Here is a 14,162-nt window from a genome sequence, read left to right as displayed (position 1 = left end):
GAACATCATTACGACTGATAGTTACCTTCGCGTCATTCGATTCGTGCAATAACACCCCCGAGAACATTATCCGCCCATCTCAATAACATCGGCGGATTCTCCCATGCTTCAGTCTTTAACTCCTTTGCGCTATCCCCTCGCCGCGTTGACCCTTGTGGTCATCAGCGCGTGCGGCCGGACGCCTGAAGCGACGGTTGCGCCGGCGGCGGCGAAAGTCAACGTGGCCAAGGTGATCGAGCAACCGGTCAACGAGTGGGACGAAGTCACCGCCCGCCTCGAATCGCCGGAAACCGTTCAAGTGCGCCCGCGTGTTTCCGGGCAGATCGATTCGGTTGCTTTCACTGACGGCGAGCTGGTGAAAAAAGGCGACCTGCTGTTCCAGATCGACCCCCGCCCGTTCGAAGCGGAAGTGCATCGTCTGGAAGCGCAACTGCAGCAGTCCAAGGCCGCTGCCCAGCGCAGCACCAATGAAGCCCAACGCGGCGAACGTCTGCGCACCAACAACGCGATCTCCGCCGAACTCGCCGATTCGCGCACCACCACCGCCCAGGAATCCAAAGCTGCCGTTGCCGCTATCCAGGCACAGCTTGATCTGGCGCGCCTGAACCTGAGCTTCACCCGCGTCACTGCGCCGATCACCGGCCGCGTCAGCCGCGCGGAAATCACCGCCGGCAACATCGTCACCGCCGACCAGACCATCCTCACCAGCCTGGTGTCGACCGACAAGGTCTATGCCTACTTCGACGCCGACGAGCGCGTATTCCTCAAGTACAACCAACTGGCCCGCGACGGTAAACGCGGCGCGACCACGCCGGTGTACATGGGTCTGTCCAACGAAGCGGAAAACCCGCACGTGGGTCAGATGAACTTTGTCGACAACCAGGTCAATCCGCGCACCGGCACCATCCGTGGCCGCGCCGTGTTCGACAACAGCAAGGGCGAATACACCCCCGGCCTGTACGCACGCCTGAAGCTGGTCGGCAGCGGCACCTACTCGGCCATGCTGATCAAGGACGAAGCGGTCGGCACCGACCTGGGCAAGAAATTCGTGCTGGTGGTCGACAAGGACAACAAGGCGATCTACCGCAGCGTCGATCTGGGGCCGAAGCTTGAGGGTTTGCGCATCGTGCGCAGCGGCCTGAGCAAAGACGACCGCATCGTCGTCACCGGTCTGCAGCGCGTACGTCCGGGTTCACCGATTGACCCGCAAGACACGCCGATGGCCAGCGCCGAAACACTCACCGCACTGCAACAACAACGCCAGGCGCTCGAAGCCAGCAACCCACCCAAGGCGCAGTCCAAGCTGGACGCCAAGGTTGCTGCTTCCGCCACGCCACGCGGTTAAGGGACACACTCGATGAATTTCTCCAAGTTCTTTATCACGCGACCGATCTTCGCGGCGGTGCTCTCGCTGCTGATCCTGATCGCCGGCGCGATCTCGCTGTTCCAGCTGCCGATCAGTGAATACCCGGAAGTCGTGCCGCCGACCGTTGTCGTGCGTGCCAACTTCCCCGGGGCCAACCCGAAAGTGATCGGCGAAACCGTCGCCGCGCCACTGGAACAGGCGATCACCGGCGTCGAGAACATGCTCTACATGTCCTCCCAGGCTACCGCCGACGGCAAGCTGACCCTGACCATCACGTTTGCGCTGGGGACCAACCTCGACACCGCGCAAGTGCAGGTCCAGAACCGGGTCACCCGGACCGAGCCGAAGCTGCCCGAAGAAGTGACGCGCATCGGTATTACCGTGGACAAGGCCTCGCCTGACCTGACGATGGTGGTCCACTTGACCTCGCCGGATCAGCGCTACGACATGCTGTACCTGTCCAACTACGCAGTTCTGAACATCAAGGATGAGCTGGCGCGCCTGAACGGTGTCGGCGACGTGCAGCTGTTCGGCATGGGCAACTACTCGCTGCGTGTCTGGCTCGATCCGAACAAAACCGCTTCGCGCAACATCACTGCAACCGACGTGGTCAACGCCATTCGCGAGCAGAACCGTCAGGTGGCCGCCGGTCAACTGGGCGCACCGCCCTCCCCGAGCGCCACCAGCTTCCAGATGTCGATCAACACCCAGGGCCGTCTGGTCTCTGAAGAAGAGTTCGAGAACATCATCGTTCGCGCCGGCGACAACGGCGAAATCACCCGGGTCAAAGACATCGCTCGCGTCGAACTGGGCTCCAGCCAGTACGCGTTGCGTTCGTTGCTGAACAACCAGCCGGCGGTGGCGATCCCGATCTTCCAGCGCCCAGGCTCCAACGCCATCGACATTTCCAACGAAGTGCGCGGCGAGATGGAACTGCTGAAGAAGAACTTCCCGGAAGGCATGGACTACAGCATCGTCTATGACCCGACGATCTTCGTGCGCGGCTCCATCGAGGCAGTGATTCACACCCTGTTCGAAGCGCTGATCCTCGTCGTACTCGTGGTGATCCTGTTCCTGCAGACCTGGCGTGCCTCGATCATCCCGCTGGTCGCCGTGCCGGTGTCGTTGATCGGTACTTTCGCGGTCATGCACCTGTTCGGCTTCTCGCTCAACGCGCTGTCGCTGTTCGGACTGGTACTGGCAATCGGTATCGTGGTGGACGATGCCATCGTGGTGGTGGAGAACGTCGAGCGAAACATCGAGCTCGGCCATCCGCCGATGGAGGCCACCCAGATCGCCATGCGTGAAGTGACCGGCCCGATCATCGCCACGGCACTGGTGCTGTGTGCGGTGTTCATTCCGGCGGCGTTCATCTCCGGTCTCACCGGGCAGTTCTATAAACAGTTCGCGCTGACCATCGCCATCTCGACGGTGATCTCGGCCTTCAACTCCCTGACCCTGTCGCCTGCGCTGGCTGCCGTGTTGCTGCGCGCTCACGATGCGCCGAAAGATGGCTTCTCGCGCTTCCTCGACAAACTGTTTGGCGCCTGGCTGTTCCGGCCGTTCAACCGGTTCTTCGTCAAGGCCAGTAACGGCTATGTGAGCACAGTTGGCCGCGTGATTCGCGTCAGCGGTGTGGCACTGGTGGTGTACGCCGGCCTGATCGTCATGACCTGGCTGGGTTTCTCCACCACGCCGACCGGCTTCGTGCCAGCCCAGGATAAACAGTACCTGGTGGCCTTCGCGCAATTGCCGGACGCCGCGAGCCTGGACCGCACCGAAGACGTGATCAAGCGCATGTCCGACATCGCGCTGAAGCAACCGGGTGTTGCAAGCGCCGTGGCGTTCCCGGGCCTGTCGATCAACGGTTTCACCAACAGCCCGAACTCCGGCATCGTTTTCGTCACGCTCAAGCCGTTCGAAGAACGGACGGCGGCCAGCGAGTCAGCCGGTGCCATCGCCGGCGCCCTCAACGGCAAGTATGCGGGCATTCAGGAAGCCTACATGGCGATCTTCCCGCCGCCGCCGGTACAGGGGCTGGGCACGATCGGCGGTTTCCGTCTGCAGATCGAAGACCGTGGCAACCTCGGTTACGACGAGCTGTACAAAGAGACGATGAACATCATCGGCAAGAGCCGCAGCGTGCCGGAACTGGCCGCGCTGTTCACCAGCTACACGGTGAACGTGCCCCAGGTCGATGCCGCCATCGACCGCGAAAAAGCCAAGACCCTCGGTGTGCCGATCAGCGACATTTTCGACACCCTGCAGGTCTACCTGGGCTCGCTGTACGCCAACGACTTCAACCGTTTCGGCCGGACCTATCAGGTCAACGTGCAGGCTGAGCAGCAGTTCCGTCAGGACGCTGAACAGATCGGTCAGTTGAAAGTGCGCAACAACCGAGGCGAGATGATCCCATTGGCGACGCTGCTCAACGTCACCAACACCTCGGGCCCGGACCGCGTCATGCACTACAACGGCTTCATCACCGCCGAGATCAACGGCGCGGCGGGTCCGGGTTACAGCTCGGGTCAGGCGCAGGTGGCGATGGAAAAACTGCTCAAGGAAGAACTGCCCAACGGCATGACCTACGAGTGGACCGACCTGACCTACCAACAGATCCTGTCGGGCAACACCGCGTTGCTGGTCTTCCCGCTCTGCGTACTGCTGGCGTTCCTGGTTCTGGCAGCGCTGTATGAAAGCTGGAGCCTGCCGCTGGCGGTGATCCTGATCGTACCGATGACCCTGCTGTCGGCCATTGCCGGTGTGATCATTGCCGGGAGCGACAACAACATCTTCACCCAGATCGGCCTGATCGTACTGGTGGGCCTGGCGTGCAAGAACGCGATTCTGATCGTCGAGTTCGCCAAGGATGAGCAAGACAAGGGCAAGACCCCGCTGGAGGCTGTGCTTGAAGCCTGCCGCCTGCGTCTGCGGCCGATCCTGATGACTTCCTTCGCGTTCATCATGGGCGTGGTTCCGCTGGTTCTGTCCAGCGGCGCCGGTGCCGAAATGCGTCATGCCATGGGCGTGGCGGTGTTCTCCGGGATGCTCGGTGTGACCTTCTTCGGTCTGCTGTTGACGCCGGTCTTCTATGTACTGATTCGAAACTACGTTGGACGCAAAGAGGCCCGCAAGGCGGCCAAGGCTCAACGCATTCAGACCAACGCTTCGGAGGCTCATTGATGAAGGCTGCAAAACTCTTCCTGCCGAGCCTGTTGGTGCTGGCGCTGGCGGCCTGCGCCGTCGGCCCGGACTATAAAAAGCCGGAAACCGCCGCGGCCAACATCCAGGCCGCCACACAGCGCGCCTATGACCGAAGCCACATCGAGACCATCTGGTGGCAGCAGTTCGACGACCCGACCCTGAACAAACTGGTCGCCGAATCGCTGCAGGGCAACCGCGAGTTGCGCGTCGCCTTCGCCCGACTGAAGGCGTCCCGTGCGATTCGTGACGACATCAGCAACGACGCCATGCCGGTGGTCACCAGCCGCGCCAGCAGCCAGATCGGCCGCGCTCAAGTGCCGGGTGAAACCGAGCACCGGGTCAATCAGGAACGTTACGACCTGGGCCTGGACATGGCCTGGGAACTCGACCTGTTCGGCCGCATCCAGCGCGAGCTGGAAGCCAGCGACGCCGACCAGCAGGCTGCCGAAGCAAACCTCTACCAGCTGCAGGTGACGATGATCGCCGAGCTGGTCGACGCCTACGGCCAGCTGCGTGGCGCCCAACTGCGCGAGAACATTGCCCGGGACAACCTGAAAAACCAGCAGGAATCCCGCAAGGTAACGGCCCAGTTGCGTGACGAAGGCGTGGGCAACGAACTCGACGTGGTGCGTTCCGACGCGCGTCTGGCGGCGGTGGAAGCCACCATTCCGCAGCTTCAGGCCGAACAGGTACGTGAACGCAACCGCATCGCCACCCTGCTTGGCGAGCGCCCGGACGCCATGACCGTGACCCTCGCCCCGGCCAAACTGCCGGCGATCTCCAAGGCCCTGCCGATCGGTGATCCGACCAAACTGCTGGAAAACCGCCCGGACGTGCGCAGTGCCGAGCGGCAACTGGCGGCGCAGACCGCGCGGATCGGCGTACAGACCGCCGACCTGTTCCCAAGGGTCAGCCTCAGCGGCTTTCTCGGCTTCACCGCCAGCCGTGGTTCGCAGATCGGTTCCGGCGCGGCTCAAGCGTGGGGCCTCGGCCCGAGCATCACTTGGGCTGCGTTTGACCTGGGCAGTGTGAGGGCGCGTATTCGCGGCGCCAACGCCGATGCCGAAGGCGCACTGGCCAATTACGAGCAGCAAGTGCTGTTGGCCCTGGAAGAAACCGAAAACGCCTTCAGCGACTACGACAAGCGTCAGCAGCGTCTGGTGTCGCTGGTGCGGCAGAGTGAATCCAGCCGTTCGGCGGCGAATCTGGCGAACATCCAGTACCGCGAAGGCACGGCTGACTTCCTCGTGCTGCTGGACGCCGAACGTGAGCGTCTGGCCGCCGAAGACAGCCAGGCCCTGGCCGAAATCGATCTGTATCGCGGCATCGTCGCCATCTACAAAGCCCTTGGCGGTGGCTGGCAGCCGAACGCCTGACGTCATGGGATGAACGGCAGGATCGCTTGACCGGCGGCAGATTTGCAGCCCTGATCTGCCGCCACGATCTGCCGCTCTCAAAGGCCCCGGACCCACAAGGTTCGGGGCTTTTTTCTGGACTGTGAACAACCACCGAGCGAGCGTCCGAGGGAGGAACCCATCCCCACAGCGTTTGACACTCGGCGGTCTCTCCCCGAAGCTGCTGCACACGCACACACGGAAACCGATATGTCTGAATCGTCTTCCCGGCGCACACCCGCTCAGCTAAAGGCTCAACGCCGCTGGCAGGTGGCAATTGCGCTGGCGCTGTTGCTGCTGATCATCGCCATGGCGATGCTGGTGCGAAACTGGCATGCGCCGCCGGCTGCCCCGCAGGTCAATCACAGCTACGCCGAAGCACTGGAGCAGGCCCATGACGGCAAGCCCGGCGCCGCGCGGGTGCTGTATCAACAATTCACCCGTACCGACCTGTCCGACATCCGTCGTGCAGGGCTTCTCGCCGAACTGGTCAATTACCCCAGCACGCAGGCAGTGAAAATTCTGCGCGGCGATCTCAAACGCCCTGCTCCGCTGGTTCAGCAGGCAGCCATCGAGACGGTGACCGCCATGCTGCCGGAAGATCAACGCAGCACGCTGATCGGCCCGCTGCTGGACGATGCCGATGATCAGGTGCGTTTCAGCGCAGTGCGCGCCTTACTGCCCCTGAGCCCGGATGAACTGGGCCTGTATTACGGCGCGCTGCAAGAGGCCGCCCAGCAATATGAGCAAGCGCTGACCGCCCAGCCGCCGAGCGCGCAACGCCAGCTCGCGCTTTCCCGGCTTTACCTCAATAACGCCACTCCGCAAAAGGCCATCGAGGCACTGGAAATGGCCGCGAGACTGGAGCCGGACAACCTTGAGACCGGGCTGGCGCTGGTGCAGTTGCTCGACGGTCAGGGCCAGGCCGACCGCTCGCGCCAGTTGCTCGCCCAGTGGCTGGCGAAACAGCCCCAGTCGTCCCTGGCGCAACACGCACTCGGCCAATGGCTGCTGCGTCATAAACAGAACGAATACGCCCTGCTCCCCCTGACTCGGGCCATTGAGCTGGAGCCTGACAACACCGGTTACCGTTACGACCTCGCCGTTGCGCTTCACGATCTCGACCAGCTCGAAGCCGCGCAGCGTCAGCTGGAAGACATTCTGCAGCGCGAACCCGCCGACCGCCGCGCGAGGATTCTGCTGATTCGCTACTGGACCGAGGCCGGGCAGCTGCAAAAGGTGCAGGTGCTCCTGGCTGAACTGGAGCAGTTGAACGCAGATGATCCGGCCCTGCAGCAAGGCCTCTAGGACGGCATAGTTTCCATTAGCGCTAAAGTATAAGAAATTACTTACAACGGTTTGCGCCTATTATTGTTTTTTTGTCAGACCCGCTTATCGTCGCCGGGATGTTTCACTTAACAATTAGTCATCCGCTATTTTACAACGCGTAAAAAACGTGCATTATTTACTCGCGCCACAACTGAACTACCCCGTAGCGATACCAACGTTCATCCCCATGAAGTTAGTGTCGACGGCTGATCCTGATGTCAAGGGCGCGGTAGAAAGTGGTGAACCAACAGCAGCAGACCCAGACGCGCGTCTTGTTGCTTGCATTGTTGCTTGCATTGAGCTGACAACAGCCATTAATTGCCGGAGTATCATTTTGTCCAGACTTGCCGAATTTCGCGCAGCAGAAAAAGCCCTTCAGGAGCAGCTGGCCCAGCTGGAGTATCTGAAGAACGACGTCGGATTGAAGAAGGAAATCGAGTTCGAGCAGCAGCTTCAGGCCCTGATGAGCACGTACGACAAGACCTTGCGGGACATCATCGCCATCCTCGACCCTCACACCGGCGCTTCCAGTGCCGCGCCTGCGGCCCCGAAGCGTCGTCGTCCGCGGGTCGTCAAGGTCTATCAAAACCCGCACACCGGCGAAGTGATCGAGACCAAAGGCGGCAATCATCGCGGTTTGAAAAACTGGAAACTACAATACGGCGCTGAATCCGTTGATTCCTGGTTACGCGGCCGCTAGACCTCTGCTCTCTGCAACATTGGCCTGCAACATTGAGAGGAAGCTCTGCTCGCGGAGCTTCTCTGCAAATGTAGGGATATGGCAATGGAACAAGTGCTTTAAACGCTGATGATTGCGACCAACGTTTTACGCAGTTTAAATAATGCGTGCTGGCGCAGGCCCGGCATTTAATATTCAACCTGACAATTAGCTGAACAGACTCGTATTAATGTGATATATCGCTTCCCTTTCACCGCTGGCTTAAAGCACGCTCAACCATCGAGCTTGTCGAGTTGCATTAACCCCATTAAGTATGGACTGGGTGCGCGCTGAAGCTGGCTATGAGCCTTCATATAGTGGCCGATAAATTTTGCCCTCTGCGGCTGAACGGCTCGTGAGCTTCACGTTTTTTTCACACCGGTTTATAGAGGATGGAGGCTGCTAAAGGATTAGCGCCCCAATGCCCGCTTCGGCGGGCTTCTTTATGCCCGCGATTTGTGTAAACCCGCCTCGACCTACGGCGCCGACCCCAGGCGCAGTCCATTCCTGATCTGCAACACTTCGTCTTTATGGGCCCCATAGCCTTCTGCCGAGCCGGCGTATGACAACGACCACGCCAATTCCGGACTGGCCGCCGCCACGAGCGTCTGGGTCATGACGTGATTGCCGTTCTGGGTGATCGTGCACGTGGTCTCCATCGCGGGGATGTCACTCAGCGTGCTGTCCTTCATTCGCGTGCAGACACTCTGAAAGCCACCGCGGGCGAAATTGACCTGCACCGCCTTGCGCATTTCCAGCAGCACGCTTTGCACGTTGACAGAATGACCAGGCTGAAGCTGCGTCTGGGTCAACTCGACCACCATGGCCGGATCACCGTTCTGATCGTTTTTAACCGCACGCTGTCGTATTTGCACGGCGGGCTGACCTTCGCTCGCCGGCGGCTGGGGCAGCGCTTCAACTTCCCAGCCTTCGGGCCAGATGATCATGGCGTCCGCCGAAGACGCGACGCCCGGAATCATCAGCACGAAACAGAAAGCAACGCGGGCGCATGAGCGCAATGAGAGATGCATGGGCGGTACCTGAATGTCGAGCCGCGAAGTGTGAGCCGGTCATCCATTGCCCACAAGCCGGAAGCCTGGCTTTATGCGCCTTCTGTTTGGCGCGTCGTTCATGAGCCCGTATCATTACGCAACATTTTAGCGTTAACCCGGAGACAACCATGAGTCTGCACGACCTGAATACTTTCCCCGGCGTCACGGCCACCCCGGACGCCTCGACCGCACAATTCGTGTTCAACCACACCATGTTGCGCGTCAAGGATGCCACCGCTTCCCTGGACTTCTACACCCGCGTGCTGGGCTTCAGCCTGGTGGAAAAACGCGACTTCGCGGAAGCGGAATTCAGCCTGTATTTCCTGGCGCTGGTGGATAAAGCGCAGATCCCTCAGGACGACGCTGCGCGCAACGTCTGGATGAAAGGCATCCCCGGCGTGCTCGAACTGACCCACAACCACGGCACCGAAAAAGACCCTGAGTTTTCCTACCACAACGGCAACACCGACCCGCGCGGCTTCGGTCACATCTGCATCTCGGTGCCGGACGTGCACGCCGCCTGTGCGCGCTTCGAAGAACTGGGCGTGGACTTCCAGAAACGCCTGACCGACGGCCGCATGAAAAGCCTGGCCTTCATCAAGGACCCGGATGGCTACTGGGTCGAAATCATCCAGCCAACGCCGGTAACAGGCGAGTAATCACGCTCGATTGGTGGGACTGGCTGCGACCTCGACTGTAGGACCGGCTTTAGCCGGGAAAGCGTCAGGCATCACGCTGCAGAATTGAGGGTGTTCACACCGGCCTCTTCCCGGCTGAAGCCGGTCCCACTAAAAGCAGCACGTGCAGCCAGCGAGACCGGCTGTGACCTCGACTGTATGACCGGCCATGACCTCGACTGCAGGACCGGCTTTAGCCGGGAAAGCGTCAGGCATCACGCCGCAGAATTGAGGGTGGTCACACTGGCCTCTTCCCGGCTGAAGCCGGTCCTACTGCGGGAAAGGCTCAGGCGTCACGCCGCTTCTATCACCTGATTCCCCCCAACCACCCCAACCCGCTCCTCCTCTACCCACGTACCCACAACCTCGGCGATGAACGTCAGCGCAATGTTCTGGCACTGCTCTTTAAGCTGTTGCAGTTTCAGCGGCCGGCTCAGGAAATACCCCTGGGCCTCTTCGCAGCCGAAATCTCGCACCAGGCTCATGCAACAGAAAGTCTCGACGCCTTCCGCCACGGTCCGATAACCCAGCTCACTGGCCAGGTGCAGCACGGATCGCGCGATGATGCGGTTGCGCGGGTTGCTCTCAAGGTCCGTGACCAGGGATTTGTCCAGCTTGAGGATGTTGGCCGGGATCTCATGCAGGTAGGCAAAGTTGCTGTAGCCCGCGCCGAAATCATCGATCGCCACGTCAACGCCCAGCTCGCGGATTCGGGTGAGCTGCGCGATGACACGTTTGTCGGCTCGAATCCACTCGCCTTCGGTGATCTCCACCTCGAGCCGTGAGGGTTGGACGCCGTGTTTGTTGCAGGCGTTTTGCAGCGTCAAGGCGATGTCCAGATCGGCGAAGTCCAGCGGCGACAGGTTGAGCGACAGCCGCACCTCCTCGCCGATCCAGCCACTGAGATCGGTCAGCGCGCGGTCGATCACCCAGCGGGTCACCGTGCTGATCCTGCCAGCGCTCTCGACCAGCGGAATGAATTCCCCCGGCCAGATCTTGCCCAGCACAGGGTGAACCCAGCGAATCAACGCCTCGACACTGAGCAAGCGGCCATCCTGCAGGCTGAAACGCGGCTGGTACTCAAGATAGATGTCGCCATTGACCAGCGATTCGGCAAGTTCGCTGAGCAGCGTCAAGGCGCGACGCTGAGCGCAATCCTCGGCTTCGTCATACGCCGCCCACGGCACCTGTCGATAAACGGCCCTCCCTGCCGCGTGGGTCGCTTTGCCCATGAGCGCCGCCGCGGATTGCTCGCCGTCGTCACAGCATGCAAGGCCCACCGCGATCTGCTGATGGGTAAAAGGCTCGGTAATCAGCGTCAGCAGGACGCGAATCAACTCGTCCCGGCGATGCCGCTCGCAGCTGATCTGCAGGCAGAAATCCAGTTCGCTGACGTGGTAGAGCTCGGCGATGCCATCCAGACGGCGGCGCAGGCAGTGCGCCATATCGCCGCAGGTTTGCTGCGCATCCAGATTGCGGGTGACGCTGACATCCGCAGCGCTCGCGACCGGGTGGGTGCGGATCACCACCATCAGCCGCACCTGACTGCCGATCACCGCAACGCCCTGGGTGTCCAGCAAGAACTGCTGCAAATTGGGCAGGCGGCTGACCGGGTGGCGGTAGCGCATCACCTGGCACTGCTCGACCTGGCCCATGACCAGTTGCGCAAAATCTTCGAGGACAGCCACTTCGTCGGGTTGCAGCGTGCGGGGGACTGTGTCGATCAGGCAAAAACTGCCGAGCACATCGCCGTGCTGATTGCACAACGGCGCCCCGGCGTAGAAACGGATGCCCTCAGGTCGGGTGACCAGCGCGTTGTCGGCAAAGCGCGGATCCAGGCGGGCATCGTTGACCACCATGACTTCGGAAGTCTGGATGGTGAACCGGCAAAACGACTGTTCGATAGGCGTCTGGCTCGCGTCGAAACCCACGCGCCCGGGAAACCACTGGCGATCTTTTTCCACCAGCGAGACCAGCACCGTCGGCACGCGAAAGTGCGCAGCGGCGAGGCGGCACAGGCGGTCGAAATCCTCACTGTGTGCGGTTTCCAGCCATTGCAAAGCGTGAACCGCTGACAGGCGCTTCTGCTCAATTTCCAGCGAACAGGTCATGGCGTGCGCCCTCGGTTATAGAAATACGGGTTGAATGATATCTCATGGCCACTACTCCCCGCACGTGATCATCGCGCGATCATGACGGAAGGTCGCGCAGCGGTCAGGGGCAAAAGAGAGTTTGACCGAGCTGAGAAAAATGATATCAAAAAGACGTCAGTTAATCGATTCAGCATCAAATCTATACAAATATTTTCGGTTGTACAACTTTTTAGGTAAGCGTCCGGCCAAGTCACCTACCCTCTCCCAAGCTGCGGCAGTCAGGCCATTTTACGTCTGTATCGGGGAGCAAGATCCGGATCAACCACTGGGTGATGACGCCAGGTATAGGGGAGGAGTTTTGTCTGGTTACGCCATTCGGAGCGTGGTGCCATACAGCCATTTGCACCACTCGGACATCTCGCTTTCAAAGCGATAGACACTTGGGTTACGCATGCACACCTGCCGAGGGGTCAGCCAAGTGTGAGCCGCTCATCGTGGCACTAAGCTAAACCAGACTCAGTTTTCAAGACATGCCTAATGTGTCCGAACGGAGGTATTTAGGTGGTTTGAGCGAGCCAACGTTAGTCTTGGGTGTTTGTCGACCCACACATCACTCGGTGAAAAAAATCAGTCAGATCACCGCTGCGACCAGCCAGCCCAAGGCGCTACGCTTATCAGGCATACAGCCGAGATAAATATAAGTTCAAAGATAAATTTTCGAGCGCTCAATAGGGTGTACGATCAATTGTGCCCACAAGAATCGTAACCGTCCGCGCAACACACCTTCCTTATGCCCTTGCTTGAGGCAATGGGGTCAGGATGATGTGTTGGCTCGCCGCTTGATCAGCGGCAACAAGAGAGCTATCTCCAGTTTCTGGAGTCCACAGCACTTTTAAAAGTTTCGGTGATACATAGCAGAAATACCGTCTTTCTCTAATTTTTTCACTATAGGTCTGGCTATGTTCAATACTCGCTTGAAAGTGGAATTGCAGGCGCTGCAATCTGAGGTATTAGTATCTCGGCAACTGCTGAAAGGCATTGATACGTGCTTGGTGCGGGTAGTTCTTGATAGCCAGTATCGGGTAACGGAGGCTAACGATGGTTTTCTAAAAATGCTGGGCTGCCGCGCCGAGCAGGTGCTGGGGAATTCAATAGAAGATTTTATACCTGCGTATGTGAGGCAGCTGGATTGTTACCGCAACTTGCTGGACAGCGTTCACAACCGTGAAGCTGTTATCGATACGTATCGCTTTCAGCTGGCTGACGGCAGATTAGCTTGGTTCCGTGGCCTTTGGCAGCCCATTGTGGATGAGAGCGGTGAACTGCGAAGCATCCATGCATTTGGTTCCAATATAACGGAGACTGTTGATGTTTCTGCCGAGAATGCTGCTTTCATCCAGGCGCTGCTGCGCTCCACTGCGGTGATCGAGTTCGACCTTAAGGGCCAGATTCTGACCGCGAACAATCAGTTTCTGAGTGCGATGGGCTACGACTTGGCGCAGATCAAAGATAAGCACCATAGCCTATTCTGTCATCCAGTTGATGCAGCGTCCTCCCACTACAAAGAGTTCTGGGCAACGCTCAGTCGGGGAGACTTTGTGGCTGACCGTTTCAAGCGCGTTGATAGTGCGGGGCGTGTGGTTTGGCTTGAAGCAAACTATAACCCGGTGCGCAACGCACAGGGACAGCTCTACAAGGTTGTGAAGTTCGCCACTGTGATCACTGACCAATTGGCCCGTGAGGAAGAGGTTAGTAAGGCAGCAACTATCGCATTTGATATCTCCCAGCAGACAGATGCCGTAGCCAAGCGTGGAGCTGATGTTGTACAGAACACAGTACAAACCATGCGCAGTATTTCCGATGAGCTACAGTCTGCTGCTGCTGGGATTGAGGCTTTAGAAAAGCAATCCATGTTAATCAGCTCCATCGTCCAGACCATTGGCGGCATAGCCCAGCAGACCAACCTTCTTGCACTTAATGCTGCCATCGAGGCCGCACGAGCTGGTGAGCAGGGCAGAGGCTTCGCAGTCGTAGCCGACGAAGTACGGCAATTAGCCGGGCGCACCAGTGTTGCAACCGAAGAGATCGTAACAGTGGTACAGCAGAATCAGAGTTTGACTGATGCTGCCGTTCACCGCATGGCCACCAGCCGGGGCAAGGCTGAGCAGGGTTTGATGCTGGCCAACGAGGCGGGCGCGGTAATTGTCGAAATCCAGGAAGGAGCGCGTCAGGTAGTACGGGCGGTAGGGAGATTTACGAATCAGTTGAAGTAGCTCTAAGAGACCAGGAGCTACATTCCACACTCCCTCCCGAAAGGCGCTTGAAGTCA

At 59.6% G+C, this 14,162-nt stretch carries 9 protein-coding genes and 1 pseudogene; 8 read left to right on the top strand and 2 right to left on the bottom strand.

Annotated elements, in window-relative coordinates:
* Positions 1-103: 103 nt before the first annotated feature.
* From mexE to L4G42_RS04240, 5 genes are all read left to right on the top strand, one after another.
* Positions 104-1,345: a multidrug efflux RND transporter periplasmic adaptor subunit MexE gene (gene mexE / locus L4G42_RS04260; RefSeq protein ID WP_237252677.1), complete on the top strand. Its 1,242-nt coding sequence runs from the start codon at positions 104-106 to the stop codon at positions 1,343-1,345.
* 12 nt (positions 1,346-1,357) lie between these two features.
* A complete protein-coding gene (locus L4G42_RS04255) occupies positions 1,358-4,549 on the top strand; it encodes an efflux RND transporter permease subunit (protein ID WP_237252675.1) in 3,192 nt (1,063 codons plus the stop codon).
* Positions 4,549-5,946, top strand: coding sequence for an efflux transporter outer membrane subunit (locus tag L4G42_RS04250; RefSeq protein WP_237252674.1), 1,398 nt, complete (start codon positions 4,549-4,551; stop codon positions 5,944-5,946). Before L4G42_RS04255 ends, L4G42_RS04250 begins: the two co-directional genes overlap by 1 nt.
* 228 nt (positions 5,947-6,174) lie before the next feature.
* Entirely contained in the window at positions 6,175-7,272 is a 1,098-nt protein-coding gene (locus L4G42_RS04245; RefSeq protein ID WP_237252672.1) for a tetratricopeptide repeat protein, read from the top strand.
* Between the two features lie 355 nt (positions 7,273-7,627).
* A complete protein-coding gene (locus L4G42_RS04240; protein WP_237252725.1) occupies positions 7,628-7,993 on the top strand; it encodes a histone-like nucleoid-structuring protein, MvaT/MvaU family in 366 nt (121 codons plus the stop codon).
* A gap of 494 nt (positions 7,994-8,487) precedes the next feature.
* On the opposite strand, the gene L4G42_RS04235 is transcribed toward L4G42_RS04240, so the two are convergent.
* Positions 8,488-8,991 (bottom strand): DUF4946 domain-containing protein, encoded by a 504-nt coding sequence (locus L4G42_RS04235; RefSeq protein ID WP_237252723.1) that lies wholly within the window; start codon positions 8,989-8,991, stop codon positions 8,488-8,490.
* Between the two features lie 200 nt (positions 8,992-9,191).
* On the opposite strand from L4G42_RS04235, the gene gloA reads away from it, so the two are divergent.
* Positions 9,192-9,722: a lactoylglutathione lyase gene (gene gloA / locus L4G42_RS04230; RefSeq protein WP_237259548.1), complete on the top strand. Its 531-nt coding sequence runs from the start codon at positions 9,192-9,194 to the stop codon at positions 9,720-9,722.
* Positions 9,723-10,033: 311 nt separating this feature from the next.
* Here gloA and L4G42_RS04225 read toward each other — a convergent pair whose 3' ends face one another.
* Positions 10,034-11,851 carry a sensor domain-containing diguanylate cyclase gene (locus tag L4G42_RS04225; RefSeq protein ID WP_237252668.1) on the bottom strand — a complete coding sequence of 606 codons (1,818 nt, stop codon included), beginning with the start codon at positions 11,849-11,851 and terminating at the stop codon, positions 10,034-10,036.
* Between the two features lie 941 nt (positions 11,852-12,792).
* On the opposite strand from L4G42_RS04225, the pseudogene L4G42_RS26210 reads away from it, so the two are divergent.
* Positions 12,793-13,569, top strand: a pseudogene (locus tag L4G42_RS26210) (PAS domain-containing protein); the annotation flags it as partial.
* A complete protein-coding gene (locus L4G42_RS26205; RefSeq protein WP_419789337.1) occupies positions 13,549-14,106 on the top strand; it encodes a methyl-accepting chemotaxis protein in 558 nt (185 codons plus the stop codon). The pseudogene L4G42_RS26210 and the gene L4G42_RS26205, both read left to right, overlap by 21 nt.
* Positions 14,107-14,162 lie beyond the last annotated feature (56 nt).

The sequence above is a fragment of the Pseudomonas petrae genome, assembly GCF_021728295.1.
In the GTDB taxonomy this organism is placed as follows: Bacteria; Pseudomonadota; Gammaproteobacteria; order Pseudomonadales; family Pseudomonadaceae; genus Aquipseudomonas; species Aquipseudomonas petrae.
This window is presented reverse-complemented; position numbering and strand designations above follow the sequence as displayed.

Coding starts and splice junctions, on each gene's coding strand:
- mexE (WP_237252677.1), top strand. CDS start 104: ATGCTTCAGTCTTTAACTCCTTTGCGCTATCCCCTCGCCGCGTTGACC.
- L4G42_RS04255 (WP_237252675.1), top strand. CDS start 1,358: ATGAATTTCTCCAAGTTCTTTATCACGCGACCGATCTTCGCGGCGGTG.
- L4G42_RS04250 (WP_237252674.1), top strand. CDS start 4,549: ATGAAGGCTGCAAAACTCTTCCTGCCGAGCCTGTTGGTGCTGGCGCTG.
- L4G42_RS04245 (WP_237252672.1), top strand. CDS start 6,175: ATGTCTGAATCGTCTTCCCGGCGCACACCCGCTCAGCTAAAGGCTCAA.
- L4G42_RS04235 (WP_237252723.1), bottom strand. CDS start 8,991: ATGATTCCGGGCGTCGCGTCTTCGGCGGACGCCATGATCATCTGGCCC.
- gloA (WP_237259548.1), top strand. CDS start 9,192: ATGAGTCTGCACGACCTGAATACTTTCCCCGGCGTCACGGCCACCCCG.
- L4G42_RS04225 (WP_237252668.1), bottom strand. CDS start 11,851: ATGACCTGTTCGCTGGAAATTGAGCAGAAGCGCCTGTCAGCGGTTCAC.